This is a genomic window from Devosia rhodophyticola, assembly GCF_028816475.1.
GTDB classification, from domain to species: domain Bacteria; phylum Pseudomonadota; class Alphaproteobacteria; order Rhizobiales; family Devosiaceae; genus Devosia; species Devosia rhodophyticola.
Map to the genome: position 1 here is coordinate 3,416,238 of NZ_CP118247.1, position 15,984 is coordinate 3,432,221.

Below are 15,984 nucleotides of genomic sequence, written 5' to 3' on the forward strand. Positions count from 1 at the left end.
GAGAAAGAGGAATTCGCCATGATCAATGAACAAGACGAATTGACCGTCACAGAGCGCATTCGAATCTGTCTGGCCGAAGCTGACGCAAAAGCGCTGGAAGTGCTGCTGGATCCGCTAACGCTGAGTGACACGTTGCGCGAAATTCTGCTGCTGGCGCCCGAAGAACGTTCGGCGCTGTTGTCGCTGTTGCCCGCCGATCTGTCGGCCGAGATCATTGAGGAAGCGCCGCATGAATTGGCTGCGGAGCTGGTCGAGGCGCTGGCCGCACCAAGTGCTGCGGCCATTTTCGATGAACTCGATTCGGACACGCAGGCCGACGTTATCGGCGAGATGGATGATGAGGACGCAGAAGCCATTCTGGCCGAAATGGACGAGGACGATGCCGCCGATGTTCGACGGCTGGCGGCCTATGACGAAGACACGGCTGGCGGGCTGATGTTTGCCGAAGCGTTCACCTTCGCCAAGACCGACACCGTTGGTCTGGTTTTGCGCCGTTTCGCCAGTGATGATGATGATTTTGAGCGTTACCGGGGTCAGCATCCTTATATTCTGGACGAGGGTGGCCGCCCCGTCGGCGTTGTGTCGCTGCGGGGGCTATTGACGGCCAAGCGCAGCGCAAGCCTGACTGACATCATGGTTCAGCCGCTCACAGTCAGCGTTGATACCCCACTGGACGCGCTGCGTGATGTTTTTGACCTCCACCCATTTCTGGGATTGCCGGTCGTTGAGGCTGATGGGACGCTGGCGGGGGTTCTGTCGCGTTCGGCAGTTGATACGGCGGTGTTGGAGCGGTCGGAATCGGCCAACCTAAAGATGCAGGGTCTGGTGGGCGACGAGGTTCGCTCCATGCCACTCTGGTTGCGCTCGCGGCGGCGGTTGGCGTGGCTGTCGGCCAATATTGTGCTCAATATTATCGCGGCGAGTGTGATCTCGGCTTATGAGGGTACATTGGCGGCGGTTATCGCCATTGCGGTGTTCCTGCCGATGGTTTCGGACATGAGCGGTTGCTCGGGCAATCAGGCCGTCGCCGTGTCGATGCGCGAATTGTCATTGGGACTGGTACGTCCGCAAGACCTGTTTCGGGTCTGGCGGAAGGAAGTTTTGGTCGGGCTGATTAATGGCCTTGTGCTCGGCACGCTGATTGCGCTGGTTGCCTGGGTGTGGAAAGGCAATTTCATGCTGGGGGCGGTTATCGGGACGGCGCTGGCGCTCAATACGGTCATCGCGGTGTCGATTGGCGGCGTTGTTCCGCTGTTGCTCAAGCGGACAGGACAAGACCCCGCCGTGGCCAGCGGGCCATTGCTGACCACGATCACCGATATGGCCGGGTTCTTTCTGGTGCTCAGCCTGGCAGCTCTGGCGATGCCCTATCTGGTCTAGCTGGGGGCGGTGAAAACAGTTTTCCCATCAATCCATGTCGAGCGAACCGCATGATCCTCGCTGAGGTGGACGAAATTGGCGATCGCGCCGGGTTGGAGATGGCCGAATCTTTGCTCGATCCTGATGGCCTGGGCGGGGTAAAGCGTTGCCATGCGCAGCGCCTCCTCGAATGACAGACCGATGGTGCGATGCATGAACGTTATGGCGTCAATCATGGTCAGGTCGGCGCCCGCCAATGTGCCGTCGGCCAGCCGCAGTGCGCCATCGGTGCGGGTGATCAATCGACCGTTGAGGGTGAAGCTTTTGTCTGCCACGCCCGTCAACGACATGGCATCGGTCACCAGAAAGATGCGGCCGGGTCCGCGCTTGGCTCGCAGGGCGATACCAATGCTGTCGGCATCGACGTGAATACCGTCGGCGATCAACCCTGCGTACAAGGCGCCGTTACTCAGTACCGCCCCGACGAGGCCGGGTTCACGATTGCCCATCTGGCTCATGGCGTTGAACAGGTGGGTTGCCATTCTGGCACCGGCGTCAACCGCCGCATTGACCTGATCGCGCCGCGCCTCGGAGTGGCCGATGCTGACGATGGCACCGTTCCCAACGATGGTCTTGATCTGATCGGACGGCACGGTTTCGGCGGCAAAAGTCAGCAAAAGGTTGGGGAGCGCTGCGCTTGCCCTCGCAAAGCGGTCAATATCGGCTTGTTCCACCGGCCTGATTAAATCCGGGTCATGTGCGCCCTTGCGCGCAACTGACAGATGCGGCCCTTCAAGATGCAGGCCGAGAAATCCGGGAACGTTGGCGGCATAGGCGGCGATGCCTGCGTTGATTGCCTTGTCGGTAATTGCCGGGGTGTCGGTTATCAGGGTTGGTAGCAAGGCGCAGGTACCGAACTGGGCATGAGCATTGCAGATGGTGCGGATGCCATCGAGTGTTGGGACATCATTGAGCAAAGCACCGCCACCGCCATTGACCTGAAGATCAATGAAACCTGGCACCAGCAGGCCGCCGTCCAATAGGTCCTGCTGTTCGGTTCCGGCGAGTTGATCAACTGGCAGAATGGCGGAAACGACACCGTTTTCAATCACTAGCGCCGACTGGTCGTGCCAGTCGTGGCCATCGAAAATCCGGGTACCGGTGATGGCGGTCGTCGTGCTCATAGAGTTTCAGTCACTTTCTTGAGCAACGGCGGTGCGTCGGGATTGAGGCCGCGATGTCGCGCCAGTGCTTCGACAAATCCATAAAATGACACGATCAGCGCCAACGGGTCGGTCAATGGGTGTCCGGTCGCCGCGAATGGGAGCTTGTGGGCGCTGCCCTGCCTATCCGAGGTGACAAAGGCCAAGGCGCCCTGCCCGGCCAGTTTATGCGCCATGTCGGCGACCGATGCTTCGGCGGCGTCGCGCGCGGCCAATGCGAGAACGGGATAGCCTTGGCCGACGATAGACACCGGCCCGTGCATGACCTCGGCGGCGCTAAAGGCTTCGCCCTGAATGCCGCAGGTTTCCTTGAATTTTAACGCAGCCTCATTGGCTATTGCCCAGCCAGGTCCACGTCCCAGGACGTAAAGTGCATTTTGGCCGTCCAAGGCCTCGATCATTTCGGACCAGTCGCAAGCAACGGCACGGGAAAGGCTCTCAGGCAAATGGGCAACGGCATTGTCCAAAGACTGGTCGCCACTCCACTTTGCCAGTAGCGCCAGACCGGCAACAATCGAAGTTGCGAATGTCTTGGTGGCGGCAACGCTTTTTTCAGCGCCAGCGTGCAGATCAATGGTGAAATCGGAAACCTGGGATAGCGGTGATCCAGCCGTGTTGGTGATGGCAATCGAGGTCGCGCCGCTCTTGCTGGCCGATTGGGCCATGCCGACAATGTCGGGGCTTTTGCCTGACTGAGATATGGCGATTGAGGCACAACGGTCAAGCTTGAGGCTGCGCCCATAGATCGAGGCGACAGAGGGGCCAATCGAAGCGACGGGCAGCCCCAAGGTCAACTCGATGGCATATTTGAGATAGCTGCACGCGTGATCGGAAGATCCACGCGCGATGGTTGCGACCATCACCGGGTTCTGTTCACGTAAACGCGCCGCAGCGTCGGCGACACTGTTCGCGCTTTCGTTTAAGAAATTAGCGACAACATCAGGAATTTGCTCGATTTCCCGACGCATATCTGTTTGGGAGGAGGATAGGGGTTGTGGACTCAAAGCTTTGGGCCTCCAGGGGTTGGATTGTCGCCAAGTCGCAGTTCGGCAACAAAATCATAGGTATCGCCACGATAGATCGAGCGGGTAAATTCGATGACGCGACCGGACGGCAGGTATGATGTGCGCTCAATGTTGAGGCTGGCTGACCCCACCGGCACGTCGAGCAATTTTGCGTCGTCTGCATTGAGGTTTTCGGCGCGAATACGCTGGATGGCGCGCGTGGGGCGATTGCCGCTCTTGTCCAGGTGTTTATAGAGGCTGTCGCCAATCTCCATTGGATCGGCCAAAATCTGGGCCGACAAAGATGCTCGTTCGATGGCCAGGGGTGCATCGCCGGTCAGACGAAGTCGGGCAATTCGGGCCACACGCTCGCCGGATGAAAGCCCCAACACAACCGTTTCTTCGGGAGACGGCTGATACAGCCCCCGGTCCAGCCATTCAGCCCGTACCTGCATTCCGCGTCGCGCCATATCATCGGTGAAGGAGGTCAATTGGGACAGCGACTGTTCAACGCGCTGGGTGCGTGGGGCCACAAAGGTGCCAGACCCGTGGCGCTGCAACAGCACGCCTTCCTTGACCAGTTGCAAAACGGCCTTGCGCACTGTGACGCGTGAGACGTCGACCTTTTGCGCCAGATCGCGTTCAGACGGCAGGGCATCGCCGGGATTGATCGTGCCTGAGGCTATCGCATCTTCGATCCAACGTTTCAGCTGTAGATACAAGGGGCCGCCGCTGGGCAGGACAACGGCCTGGTCGGGCAGAAACAATTCCGATAATTCAGCCACGATCACTCCTCTGCGCTATCCGCTAACCGGCAAAGTCACACTGCGAACCCCGTGACGTCGTCGTCCGTCAACACAATACCAATAAAATACCATTATCCAAGACCAAAGCGACAAATATTGTGATCTGACAGCTTCAGCCGGCGGCGTGTTGGGTGGTGATCCCAAATTTCTGGCGTTCAGGCGGCAAACCCGACTCTTGGCAAGTGGTATGAGTTTGGCATTAGCGTGGCGGGGTCGGCAGACAACTAAATGGTCTGCGCCGCTCCGAGCACGTCGGTGACAAACCGCAGATTGCCGGCTGTCAGGCCACCATCGACCGGAAGAACCGCGCCAGTGATACCCGAGGCCATGGGCGAGGCCAGAAATAGCGCAGTATTGGCCACTTCTTGCGGGATGACCAAGCGTCCCAGCGGATAGTGGGGCAAGACGTTGTCCAGCAATCGCGGGTTGTCGGCCAAACGGTGATCCCAAGCAGTGGTACGGACGGATCCAGGACAGATGACATTCGCCCTCACACCGCGGCCACCACGCTCGACTGCGATTGCCTTGGCATAGGCGAGCATACCCGCCTTTGCCGCCGCATAGGCCGGATTGCCGTAATGTGCCAGGCCATTGACCGAGGAAATAAACACCAGACTGCCGGAGCCGCGTTGCGCCATGGCTTCGACAATGGGGGCGGTCATTGCGTAGACACCATTGAGATTGATCGCCATCTCCGATTGCCAATTATCGGTTGTGACATCCTCAAAACGTTCGGCTCGGGTGAAGCCGGCGTTGGAAATGACGATGTCGGGCGCGCCTTGCTGGTCAATATGGGCTTTGAGCGCAGCACTCGTCGCCTCGATATCGGACAGATCAAAAGTCAGGCGATGTTCAAGATCAAGATGCTCAAGCATGGGGAGGCCTTGATCTGTGCCAGTTACCCGTGCGCCCGCCTCGGCAAAGGTCTGGACTAGCGCACCGCCGATGCCCCCTCCCGCGCCGCTGATTAGAACTGTCTTGCCCTCGAGCTGAAACGGCGACGCGGTCATGGACGTTCTCCCTATGGCACCTTGTAGGCTACGCAATCAATTTCGACCTTGCAGTCGACCATCATGTGGGACTGCACGCAGGCGCGCGCGGGTGGATTTTCGCCGAAATAGCTCTTGTAGACCGCGTTGAACGACCAGAAATCGCGCGGATCATCCAACCAGACGCCGCAACGCACAACGTCTTCCAAGCCATATCCCGCCTCTTCAAGGATGGCGACGAGGTTGGCAATGGTGCGGTGAGTCTGCTCGACAATGCCACCGTTGACGATTTCGCCATCCTCCATGGCCACCTGCCCCGAGACGAACAGAAAGCCGCCCGCTTCAACAGCACGTGCGAAAGGAAGGTTTTGCCCTCCTGCACCGGATTTTTCCGCTCCAAAACGTTTGATCGACATGCTCCGACTCCAATCGGTTGATGAAAGTGAGTTACTTAAAACAAGCACCACGGGGTAATTGATAGGCCACATTCAGTGCAAAATGGACCGCCAATGTAAATTAATTTCTCAAATGACCCTATGGATCATGCTAGCATAATAGGCAATGTCACCTCACCACCCCGACCCGACCATTCCTAATGAGCCCATCTTGCGTATTTTTACAGCAGCCCTTGCCACCGAAACCAACACTTTTTCCCCCATTAGCGTGGATAAGCGGTCGTTTGAGGCATCGCTGCATGTGGGGCCGGGGCAGCATCCCGCCACGCCGACCCTTTGCACGGCGCCCATTACGGTTGGGCGGGAGGTCACAGCGCAACTGGGCTGGACCCTGATTGAGGGTTCGGCAAGCTGGGCGGATCCAGGGGGACTGATCAACCGCGCCACCTACGAGGAATTGCGCGACGAAATTCTTGCTGAACTGAGTGCCGCCATGCCGGTGAATGGCGTGGTTCTCGGTTTACACGGCGCAATGGTCGCCAGCGGCTATGACGACCCGGAGGGCGATCTGCTGTCGCGGGTCAGGGATATTGTCGGCAACGACATTCTGATCTGCGCTGAACTGGATCCCCATAGCCATCTCACAGCCAAACGCGTCGCCGCCGCCGATTTCTTTGTGGCCTTCAAACATTTTCCGCACGTGGATTTTGTTGATCGCGCGCGCGACCTCTGGGCCATGACTGTCGATGCGATCAAGGGAGAAACTGCACCGGTCATGTCAACGTTCGATTGTCGAATGATCGACATTTTTCCGACTTCCAAAGAGCCGATGAGCAGTTTTGTCGAGAAGATCAAACAAATCGAACAGGCTGATCCAAAAGTCCTGTCGATCTCGGTTATTCACGGGTTTATGGCCGCCGACGTCCCCGAAATGGGGACCAAGATCATCGTGGTCACCGATGGCGATCAATCCAAAGGTGATGCGCTGGCTGAAGAACTGGGCCGCGAACTGTTTGCCATGCGCGGCACCTTCATGGTGGAGCAGGTTGACCCCGCCACGGCGGTTAGCCTGGCGCTGTCGGCGGAACAGGGCCCTGTTGTCATTGCCGACATGTGGGACAATCCGGGTGGCGGCACGGCGGGCGATGCGACCGTGTTGCTGGCCGAACTGATCGCCCGTGGGGTGACCGATGTGGCGGTCGGGACGATATGGGACCCGATAGCGGTTCAAATCTGTTTTGCGGCGGGTGAAGGCGCGGAGATCATGTTGCGGTTTGGCGCAAAATCAGCGCCGGAAACTGGCCACCCCATCGACAAGAAAGTGCGCATCGTCAAGGTGGTGAGCGATGCGCAGATGCGGTTCGGTGCCAGTTGGGCGCCGTTTGGCGATGCGGTTTGGATTACCTTTGATGGCATCGACGTTATTCTCAATTCAACCCGGGCGCAGAGTTTCGATCCCAGCCTGTTTTCGGCGATGGGGATTGATCCACTGTCGCGCAAAATTCTTCTGATCAAATCGACCAACCATTTTTATGACTCGTTTTCGAAAATCGCGAGCCAAATCATTTATTGCGCGGCTGGCAGGCCCTATCCAAACGATCCGAGCACGACGCCTTATGTGAAGGCGCCGTGCACAATTTGGCCGATTATGGAAGATCCGTTCGCACTCTAAGCGTCGGTCACTCGGCCCAATGTCCGTACATGATGGGCATCAGTCCGGCGAATGCGCTGAACCGGGGCCACGATTTGTTCTCCGGTTCGGTCCAACCCGCCTCTGCAACCGCCGAAAGGCGTGGAAACACCAGTCGGTCAAAAATTGCCCGATCGGTCATCGGTTCCGACCAGATGCAGGATTGCACGCCCATCAGGTGCTGGAGTTGTTCCTCTGTCCAGCCTTGGCGCGGCTCGAACTGATAAGTTTCCTCGGGGCCCGACCAGCCGGCCCAGCCGGCACCTGGTTCTGACCATGAGAGTGAATTGGCCATATCGAGATAATAATGCTGGCCCGGAGAGACGACGATGTCGTAACCGTCCGCAGCCAGGGCAGCATTGATGGCGACGTTACGCCAGCCCACCAGATAGGTCTTGGATTTATCGACCACATTGCCGTGCGCAGCCTCCTCCCAGCCGCCGGTGGTCGCGCCTTTGGAGGCGATATATTCGTGGACGCGACGGATGAATTCGGCTTGCAGGATGGCAGTGCCAGACCCTTCGATCTCGTCGGCACCGTGCAAGTTGCCGATGGTGTTGACCAGCTGGGCGTGTTTATCGGCCGTTTCCTTGCCCGCCAATTCAGTCAAGAGTTCGAGCGCCATAGGCGATCCAGACCATGCAGCGAGAGGCACTTCGTCGGCGCCCAGGTGGAAGATGCCGGCAGGGAACAATTCGAGCATTTCATCTATGATGATCTCCATGAACCTGTAAACGGCTGGGTTTCCGGGGTTCAGGCAGTTGTTGGGGAACCCCTGCACTGACTGGTACTCGCCAACTTCGTTAGGGTCGCGCAATTGCGGCAGGGATTGCAAGAGGGCGTAGCAATGGCCGGGAATGTCGATTTCGGGGACAATGGCAACGCCAATGCTTTCGCCGAGCGCCACAATGTCGCGAATGGCGGCTTTGGAGTAATAACCGCCGGTTGGTTGCGGTCCACTGCCCAAAAGAGGTGGCAGCGCCTTGCCGTGACCGCGCCACGCGCCGATTTCGGTCAGTTCGGGAAAGGCGTCAATCTCAACGCGCCAAGCCTCGTCCTCGGAAAGATGCCAGTGGAACCGGTTCATTTTATTCCAGGCCATTACCTTGAGCAGGCGACTGACCTCTGCGCTGGAATAGAACTGGCGGGCGACGTCCAAATGGCAGCCGCGCCAAGCCAGCCCGGGCGCATCAATGATCTTTCCGCCATTGGGAAATACCAACTGCTGCGGGTGTTGTTTTGCGCCGCGCAGTATCTGGCCAAGTGTAATCAGGCCATACAAGAAACCAGAGTGGGTGGTAGCAAAAATGGTCGCAGAAGCCTCGAAGAACTGGATTTCATAGGCTTCGGCATCCATGCCAGGCTTGTCGGCAAGTCGCACTGTGATGCCACCCTCAGCCGCAGGCCGCACCAGGCCTTCAACCGGGAACAGGTCAGCCACCAGATGGCCAAAGGCAGCGGTTGCTTTTCGCGCGTCGGCGCTTTGGGGCTGCAGGTCCAGACCAGCCGGAACTGTCCGGGCGCCCGTAATGGTAACGCTGTTTGGCCATGGGATGACCGAAATCGTTGCTGGGACTTTTGATGGCATCGGAAACCGCATGGCGCCTTTGAGCAGCGGCGCGTTGACACCCACGGCCAGTGTCGGGGTGGTCGAAACTGTCTGCGTTGTTCCGTCGTCAAGGATTACGTAGGCCGAATTGGCTCCATCGCTCCAATGGCGCAGGCCGTAGGACAGCCCGTGAACGACAATTTCCCAAGTTTGCCCTACCCCGAGTTCAAAGGTCGCATCGTGGGCAAATACCGTATGGTTGGAAAGTCTGGCCTCGAGGGACGCGCCTTCAATTTTGGCCAATGGGTCGATCCGGGCGGGGCCATTGATGGCGAGCTTGAATCCGCGCAAGGCATTCGCGCCATTGTTGGTTAGCTTGATCACGTATGCGAGGGCGTCTTCCCCGGTGGCGGGTTTCCAGATTGTCTCCAGATTGAGCACGTGGCCGCTGGTCATGGGCAGTATCCTTGAAAAAAATTGAGTTGGCAGCCGGGGACTGTTCAGTCGCCCAAAGGTTGGGAATCATCGCCGTCCCGCGTGACCACCAGTTGGTGCTTGATGCGACGCATGCTGGCAACGGCGCTAGGTCCGAGCCGGGTGGCAACGGTTTGCGCTAAAATGTCGGTCACTGCCAATAGCGCGTAACGCCCCGGTGTCGGCCGGAAGATGTCGACGTTTTCTTCCCGGTCTATCGGGATCAAAATATCAGCTTCGGATGAGACCGAAGATCCAGACCGGGTGATGACAATGCGCGAAATGCCATACTCGCCTGCGACCTTGAGCGCTTCAACGAGGGGGACATTATTGCCGCTCAGGGAAAACGCGATCAGCACAGTGTCCGCTGGTGCGCCAGCGGCGCGCATAATTTGGGCCTGATGATCGATCGATGAACTGGCTTTGAGTCCGAGGCGATAAAGCCGGGTTTCCATTTCCGTTGCCGCCATCGACGACGAGCCGCCAGAGCCGTAGCTCAAAACATAGCTGGAATTTATGATGGTTTCAGCGGCGCGTTCCAGCGCGTCAATCGCCAGGCGATCAAAGGTATCAAATATTGTCGACTGAATACCGGTGATCACGCCGTGGGCGATTTCGCGCACGGTTTGTGGGCCGCTTTCGGGCACGACATAGCGCTGTCCGACAAAGCGGCTTTTGGCCAACCGCACTTTGAAGTCTGCGTAATTGTCGCAACCGAGCCTTCGGCAGAAGCGCGTCACCGTTGGCGGGGAAACGTCGGCCCGGGCCGCCAGGTCAACAATCGGGAGCTTTAGCGCTGCCTCGACATCGTGCAGGATGAGGTCCGCCAACACTCGTTCGGAACGCGTGAACGCATTTTTTTCGGATTGCAGTACTCCAACAATATCGAGCATATTCACACTGTTCGTCCAATTGTCTAATGCGGCACTTAATATACCGCCATGCCATCTGCATCAAACAGGTGCGTATCGATGGCATTGAACCCAATCTTGACCGGCGTTCCTTCCTTGACCGCAGGATCGCCCTCAAACATGCCCGTAAATACCTCGCCATCAGGTTGGTCGGCATAGACGATGGCGTGAATACCAAGGTGCTCGACGATGCGCGGCACAAGATTGAGGATGAAATCGCCCTCATTAAGGGCCAGGTGTTCAGGCCGAATACCGATTGTTACCCGCTGGCCTACCTGCGCGGTCGAATTGCGCTCAAGTACAACGTTGCCAAGTTCGCCGAGATCAATGGTAATTTTCTTGCCGTCGGCGGCTGTGCAGGTGCCGTTGATGAAATTCATCTTGGGGCTACCGATAAAACCCGCGACAAACCGATTGTCGGGCTTGTGGTACAATTCGAGTGGGGAGCCAATCTGCTCAATGACGCCAGTGTTCATCACTACAATCTTGTCGGCCATAGTCATGGCTTCGACCTGGTCGTGGGTGACGTAGATCATCGTTGAACCAAGCTTTTTATGCAGCTCCATCAGCTCGATGCGCATCTCGGACCGCAAAGCGGCGTCGAGATTGGAAAGCGGTTCGTCAAACAGGAAAATGCGGGGTTGCCGGACGATGGCGCGGCCGATGGCGACACGCTGGCGTTGGCCGCCTGAAAGTGTGCCCGGCCGTTGCTCGAGGCGCGCGTCCAGTTGCAACACTTTTGCGGCGCGGTCTACCCTCTCATTGACCTCATCGTTGGGGAGGCGTTCAACCCGCAACGGAAAGGCGATATTCTCAAAAACCGTCATATGCGGGTAAAGGGCATATGACTGAAATACCATGGCGATCCCGCGCTTTACGGGAGCCAGATCATTTACAACTTTGCCGCCAATTTGAATTTCGCCGTCGCTGACATCCTCAAGACCGGCTATCATGCGCAGCAAAGTTGACTTGCCGCAGCCGGATGGTCCGACAAACACGACAAATTCACCCTCGCTGACGTCGAGGTTGATGCCCTTAATGATTTCGGTCTCGCCAAATGACTTCCGGAGCTGGGTGAGGCTTAGTTCGGACATGGCACTGATATCTCCGGCGTTGCACACAGTGGGGATACCACCGTCACCAAAAAGATTGGCGACGGCGGCAGGTTTTCAAGCCTACTTGAACTCTTCCAGGGCAGCAGCGGCCTTGGTGAGTGCGTCTTGAGGTTCGGCTGCGCCGGTCACGACCGACTGCACCATTTCAATCATGGTGTTCTGCAAGCCTACATAGTCGGTCAACAGAGGTTCAGGCCCGCCATATTCGATCGAGTCGAGGAATGGCTTCCATGTTGCGTCCTTGGCCACCATCGCATCGACAACCGGGCCGGGGCGCAGTGGCGTCAGTCCCTGCTCTTCTTCATAAGCAGTCTGGTTTTCAGGATTGGTCAGGAATTTGGCCAGATCGACGGCCTTGTCCTCGTACCCTGTTCCCTTGAACACTGCCATGGAGTCTGTGATCAACAGTGTACCAGGTCCCTTGGCTTCAGGGCCAAGCGGCAACAGGGATACACCCCAGTCGAATGGCACATCAGCCATCAGGTTGCGGGTACCCGAAGCGGCATGGATCATGCCCAGCTTGCCATCAAGGAAAATGGCGCGCACTTCGTTCTGCTCATAGGCCGTTGGGCCTTCTTCAGCGTAGGCAGTGATGTCCTTGAGGGCCGTCAGCGCCTCAAGATTGTTCTTGCTGTCGAGCGTGATGTTGCCATCAGCATCAATTACCGAACCGCCGTTGGTATAAACCCAGTGCAAGAACTGGTGCATGGTGTTGTCGAAGGTCTTGGCAACGACGCCAAAGCCCGCGGCATCGGTGTTTTCAGCGATTGCCTTGGCGTCGGCGATCTCTTCTGCCCAAGTGACCGGTGGCTTTTCGGGATCAAGACCAGCTTCCTTGAACAGGTCCTTGTTCCAGTAAAGAGCCTTGGTCGAGAATGCGACCGGGGAGCCCCACTGAGTGCCATCAAAGGTGACCGTGTCGGGGATGTAATTGTAATAGGCTGCTTTTTCGGCATCGGACATCGGCATTGCAACGATCAAATCGTTGGCGGCGAGCTGCTTGAGGGCGCGCGAGCCGATATATGCCAAGCCAACAGGGGTGCCGGCGACAGCAAGGGTTGTTACCTTGTTCTGGCATTGCCCCCAACCAACGACCTCGACTTCGACCTTAAAGCCGGGATTGGCAGCTTCCCATTTCTTGATCGTATCAAGGTGCACCGGGCTTGGTGTATCACCGCATTCGACGAACGAGATCGACTGGTCCTGGGCAACGGCCAGTGCGGTCGACGCCAGCAGCGCTACCAGCGCACCGCTGAGGATTTTTCCGTGTTTGTTCATATTATTCCCTTCCCTTCCTGCTACTGCCCCAAATCGGGGCGAGTTCTATTGCTTCACGGCACCGGCCGTCAGGCCAGCAACGAGATAGCGTTGTAGAAATACTATCAGAATGAGCACTGGCGTTATGCCAACAAAGCTGGCAGCCATTAGCTCGTTCCACACCACTTCCTGACGGCCGAAATAGGCAAACAGACCAATCGGTAAGGGCATGAACTCGGTCTTGGAGTTGAATGTCAGCGCAAAGATGAACTGCTGCGCGTAGGCTCCAATAAATGTTGTGATGGCGACGACAATGATGCCGGGCATGGCAATCGGCAGGATGACGCGGCGCAATGTATAGAGGCGGCTGGCGCCATCCACCCAGGCGGCTTCATCCAATTCGCGTGGGATGCGCATCATATAGGTGCGCAACAGCCAGATCGCCGTCGGGATCAAAAATGCTACGCCGGGCACGATCATGGCAAAATAGGTGTTGAGCAAGCCAAGAGAGCGCATCAGGCGAAACAATGGGATCAGCAGTACAGCGCCCGAGAACATGTTGACCGCGAGGAACGCCCCGAGGAGCGCGCCACGTCCGGGGAATGGAAACCGCGCAAAAGCGTAGGCGGCGGGCACGACCAGGATCAGCACGACAATGGTTGCCACCGATGAGATAAACATTGAATTGGCGATGTAGCGCCAAAAACCCGGCACGCTTTCCCACATGGTGAAATAGGCGGTCAGCGAGCCGTTCTTCGGCCAGAAGCTGTAGGGCGAGGAGAACAGCGCTGACAATGGCTTGAGCGAGACCATGAAGCCTTCGATGAAAGGCGCCAGCACGAAGAACAGGAACAGCGCGATACCGGCATAGATCCCGACCACTTCATACCATTTGTAGCGGTCGATCATGGGCTTGTTGCTCATGCCTTTTCTCCCGTATTGATTTTGCCGACCACGCGGAAATAGGCGAGGCAGAATAGAGACAGGAAGATACAGATCATCACGGCACGGGCGGCACCCTCACCATATTTGTAGGAGCCGATTGCCACGCGATAGGTATCTATGATCATGGTCGTGGTGGAGCCCGACGGCCCGCCGCGCGTCAAAATCCAGATGATGTCGAAGGAATTGAACGTGGCAATCAGGGACAGCATCGACATGGTCACGAGTGCCGGGATGATCATTGGCAGCGTTATGCGGCGGAAGCGGTAGAGGCGCCCGGCGCCGTCTGTCCAGGCAGCTTCATAAAGATCGCGCGGAATGGACTGCATGGCGGCCAATAGATAGATGGTGACCAACGGCACGCCGATCCACACGTCGGTGACAATTGTTGCCCAGAACGCTGTGTCACCATAGGCGAGCCATGCAACCGGGCCATCGACGAGGCCGAAATTTTGCAGCAGGCCCGAGATCATGCCGAACTGGCCATTGTACATCCAGCCCCACATGAAAATGCCGATAGCCATCGGTACAATCCAGGGCGGCATGGTCAAAATACGGAACAACGCCCTACCCGGTACTGCCGCATTGAGCATCACGGCCCCCAGTGTGCCGATGACCATTTTGAACAAGACTGAAAAGAACGTCCAAACAAAGGTCCGGATGATAACCTGCTCGAAATTGGCCCGGAAAATCTTCTCGTAATTTGCGCCCCCAACCCAATCATAAGTTGGACGGAGAGCAGCGTTGGTAAAGCTGAGGTTGACGGTATCAACCAAGGGATAGGCGACGATCCCGATAATATAGAGCAGCGCGGGGGCTAACAGGGCGAAGGCAAACAATGAAGCATTTCGGGACCCTGTCATGGCCACCTCCTACTGGTTTTTGCCGAGAGCAGCGTCAAATCGCTGCCAGATCGGGGCCATGTCAATGACTGTCCGCGTCTTGCGCGCCTCATCCATGGTGAGAGCCAAAATGCCGGCCTCAAGCGCATCGACCACGGAAACCGGCAGTGGCTCGCCACCCACAATATGTTTGGCAAGATCAGCGGTCATTTGCTCATCTGCCCCATAGTGCTGGGAAAGCTCGGTCGTCACATAGGTTTTGTCAATCAACTTGTCGGCCGTTCGACTGTCGTGAACGCGGAAATAGTTGCGGATAAAGTCGCCCTCAGCCATTCCCTTGGCGCCCATGACGGCAAAGCGTCGGAAGTCGTCGGGAACATTGAGGTTGGTGTGAAATGCCAGCGATGAGCCATTCTCATATTGGACGATGGCGGTTTGAAAATCGATGATGTCGCCGTCGCTGTCAAAAACCTTGTCGGTGCCCATCCAGCCACTCGGCTTGCGATGATAGACTTCCATGTCATTGATGCCATTGGCTTCTGGCGCATTTTTGGGAATGAACGTCTTGCGCCCGCCAAAACTCGAAACATAGGCAGGCCGACATCCCATTACCCCATTGTACAGGTCGAGGTCGTGACAACATTTTTCGAGCATGAAACTGCCTGAAAAACGCTCGTAACGCCGCCAATCCCGCATGAAAAATGCCCCGTGATAGGGCGGGATATGCTCGGAAGCCTCGATAGAAACGATATCGCCGAGCATCCCCTTTGCCTGAGCCATGCGAAGATCGACATACAAGGGCGCATAGCGCAACACCAGGCCGACCATCAGATTGTCCGAACCATACCGGGCAATCAGCTCTGCCAACTCCATGGTCTCTTCGATGGTCGTAACCACCGGCTTTTCAGTGAAAATCTTCTTGCCGCGTTCCAGGCCCGTACGAATGTGGCCGAGATGCATGTGATTGGGCGAACCAACCATGAGCAGATCAAGGTCCTCGGAATCAAGCATGGTTTCGAGGCTGGGGATTGATCGTCCCATCGAGACGCCACGCTCCTCGGCGTAGCTCAAACCAGCGGGGGCATCGTCGACATAGCCGACGACGTCAAAGTCTGAAACCGTCTCGGAAAAGACGTGGGCAAGATATCCCATCCTGAAACCGAGACCGACAATCCCTACCTTCATGCGCCCCTGTCCGTAACTTTCGCCCGATTTTCAGTCAGGCGATGCCGCATCGCTTTTTCTGTAAACTATTTTCAAGATTAGGTTCATAATCCCGAACATGTCAACACTATTTCCCAACCAATTCAATACCAATCCAGACCACCTTGATTTTGCTTAATAATTGGTCGGTACCGCTTAAAATCCGGGCAGAATGGCTGTCATATTTTTGTATTCCCCTGTGGACAGGCGAACAAAAAACAGGAA

14 protein-coding genes are annotated in these 15,984 nt (G+C 57.1%); 2 read left to right on the forward strand and 12 right to left on the reverse strand.

Translation table 11 applies throughout. The features are described from left to right. Positions 1-18 precede the first annotated feature (18 nt). The gene (mgtE, locus tag PSQ90_RS16740) at positions 19-1,380 is read left to right on the forward strand and encodes a magnesium transporter (protein ID WP_282211377.1); all 1,362 of its coding nucleotides are present in this window, start codon (positions 19-21) and stop codon (positions 1,378-1,380) included. Here mgtE and nagA read toward each other — a convergent pair. The 5 genes from nagA to PSQ90_RS16765 form a co-directional block, all read right to left on the reverse strand. Then, positions 1,377-2,543, reverse strand: coding sequence for an N-acetylglucosamine-6-phosphate deacetylase (gene nagA / locus PSQ90_RS16745; RefSeq protein WP_282211378.1), 1,167 nt, complete (start codon positions 2,541-2,543; stop codon positions 1,377-1,379). The two genes, mgtE and nagA, sit on opposite strands and share 4 nt — an antisense overlap. Beyond that, complete coding sequence (locus PSQ90_RS16750; protein ID WP_282213106.1) at positions 2,540-3,550, reverse strand: SIS domain-containing protein; 1,011 nt, start codon at positions 3,548-3,550, stop codon at positions 2,540-2,542. The genes nagA and PSQ90_RS16750 overlap by 4 nt, the downstream gene beginning before the upstream one ends. A 32-nt stretch (positions 3,551-3,582) precedes the next feature. Beyond that, on the reverse strand, positions 3,583-4,371 hold the full coding sequence (locus tag PSQ90_RS16755; RefSeq protein WP_282211379.1) for a GntR family transcriptional regulator: 789 nt from the start codon (positions 4,369-4,371) through the stop codon (positions 3,583-3,585). Between the two features lie 245 nt (positions 4,372-4,616). Beyond that, positions 4,617-5,402, reverse strand: coding sequence for an SDR family oxidoreductase (locus PSQ90_RS16760; protein ID WP_282211380.1), 786 nt, complete (start codon positions 5,400-5,402; stop codon positions 4,617-4,619). A gap of 11 nt (positions 5,403-5,413) precedes the next feature. Next, a complete protein-coding gene (locus tag PSQ90_RS16765; RefSeq protein ID WP_282211381.1) occupies positions 5,414-5,797 on the reverse strand; it encodes a RidA family protein in 384 nt (127 codons plus the stop codon). Positions 5,798-5,987: 190 nt separating this feature from the next. Between PSQ90_RS16765 and PSQ90_RS16770 the strand changes: the two genes are divergently transcribed. Beyond that, complete coding sequence (locus PSQ90_RS16770) at positions 5,988-7,448, forward strand: M81 family metallopeptidase (protein WP_282211382.1); 1,461 nt, start codon at positions 5,988-5,990, stop codon at positions 7,446-7,448. Between the two features lie 7 nt (positions 7,449-7,455). Here the strand turns inward: PSQ90_RS16770 and PSQ90_RS16775 are convergent, their stop codons facing one another. The 7 genes from PSQ90_RS16775 to PSQ90_RS16805 form a co-directional block, all read right to left on the reverse strand. Further along, positions 7,456-9,471, reverse strand: coding sequence for a beta-N-acetylhexosaminidase (locus PSQ90_RS16775; protein ID WP_282211383.1), 2,016 nt, complete (start codon positions 9,469-9,471; stop codon positions 7,456-7,458). A 44-nt stretch (positions 9,472-9,515) separates the two neighbouring features. Beyond that, the gene (locus PSQ90_RS16780; RefSeq protein ID WP_282213107.1) at positions 9,516-10,382 is read right to left on the reverse strand and encodes a MurR/RpiR family transcriptional regulator; all 867 of its coding nucleotides are present in this window, start codon (positions 10,380-10,382) and stop codon (positions 9,516-9,518) included. A 35-nt stretch (positions 10,383-10,417) separates the two neighbouring features. Continuing rightward, a complete protein-coding gene (locus PSQ90_RS16785) occupies positions 10,418-11,494 on the reverse strand; it encodes an ABC transporter ATP-binding protein (protein ID WP_282211384.1) in 1,077 nt (358 codons plus the stop codon). A gap of 81 nt (positions 11,495-11,575) precedes the next feature. Beyond that, on the reverse strand, positions 11,576-12,793 hold the full coding sequence (locus PSQ90_RS16790; protein ID WP_282211385.1) for an extracellular solute-binding protein: 1,218 nt from the start codon (positions 12,791-12,793) through the stop codon (positions 11,576-11,578). Between the two features lie 45 nt (positions 12,794-12,838). After that, positions 12,839-13,696 carry a carbohydrate ABC transporter permease gene (locus tag PSQ90_RS16795; RefSeq protein WP_282211386.1) on the reverse strand — a complete coding sequence of 286 codons (858 nt, stop codon included), beginning with the start codon at positions 13,694-13,696 and terminating at the stop codon, positions 12,839-12,841. Continuing rightward, positions 13,693-14,577 carry a carbohydrate ABC transporter permease gene (locus tag PSQ90_RS16800; protein ID WP_282211387.1) on the reverse strand — a complete coding sequence of 295 codons (885 nt, stop codon included), beginning with the start codon at positions 14,575-14,577 and terminating at the stop codon, positions 13,693-13,695. Before PSQ90_RS16800 ends, PSQ90_RS16795 begins: the two co-directional genes overlap by 4 nt. Positions 14,578-14,586: 9 nt before the next feature. Continuing rightward, positions 14,587-15,741, reverse strand: coding sequence for a Gfo/Idh/MocA family protein (locus tag PSQ90_RS16805; protein ID WP_282211388.1), 1,155 nt, complete (start codon positions 15,739-15,741; stop codon positions 14,587-14,589). Positions 15,742-15,984 lie beyond the last annotated feature (243 nt).

Excerpts from the sequence above, each read along its gene's own strand:
- PSQ90_RS16775 (WP_282211383.1), bottom strand. The coding sequence starts at position 9,471 with ATGACCAGCGGCCACGTGCTCAATCTGGAGACAATCTGGAAACCCGCC.
- PSQ90_RS16805 (WP_282211388.1), bottom strand. The coding sequence starts at position 15,741 with ATGAAGGTAGGGATTGTCGGTCTCGGTTTCAGGATGGGATATCTTGCC.
- PSQ90_RS16765 (WP_282211381.1), bottom strand. The coding sequence starts at position 5,797 with ATGTCGATCAAACGTTTTGGAGCGGAAAAATCCGGTGCAGGAGGGCAA.
- PSQ90_RS16800 (WP_282211387.1), bottom strand. The coding sequence starts at position 14,577 with ATGACAGGGTCCCGAAATGCTTCATTGTTTGCCTTCGCCCTGTTAGCC.
- PSQ90_RS16790 (WP_282211385.1), bottom strand. The coding sequence starts at position 12,793 with ATGAACAAACACGGAAAAATCCTCAGCGGTGCGCTGGTAGCGCTGCTG.
- PSQ90_RS16785 (WP_282211384.1), bottom strand. The coding sequence starts at position 11,494 with ATGTCCGAACTAAGCCTCACCCAGCTCCGGAAGTCATTTGGCGAGACC.
- mgtE (WP_282211377.1), top strand. The coding sequence starts at position 19 with ATGATCAATGAACAAGACGAATTGACCGTCACAGAGCGCATTCGAATC.
- PSQ90_RS16750 (WP_282213106.1), bottom strand. The coding sequence starts at position 3,550 with ATGCGTCGGGAAATCGAGCAAATTCCTGATGTTGTCGCTAATTTCTTA.
- PSQ90_RS16760 (WP_282211380.1), bottom strand. The coding sequence starts at position 5,402 with ATGACCGCGTCGCCGTTTCAGCTCGAGGGCAAGACAGTTCTAATCAGC.
- PSQ90_RS16795 (WP_282211386.1), bottom strand. The coding sequence starts at position 13,696 with ATGAGCAACAAGCCCATGATCGACCGCTACAAATGGTATGAAGTGGTC.
- PSQ90_RS16780 (WP_282213107.1), bottom strand. The coding sequence starts at position 10,382 with ATGCTCGATATTGTTGGAGTACTGCAATCCGAAAAAAATGCGTTCACG.
- nagA (WP_282211378.1), bottom strand. The coding sequence starts at position 2,543 with ATGAGCACGACGACCGCCATCACCGGTACCCGGATTTTCGATGGCCAC.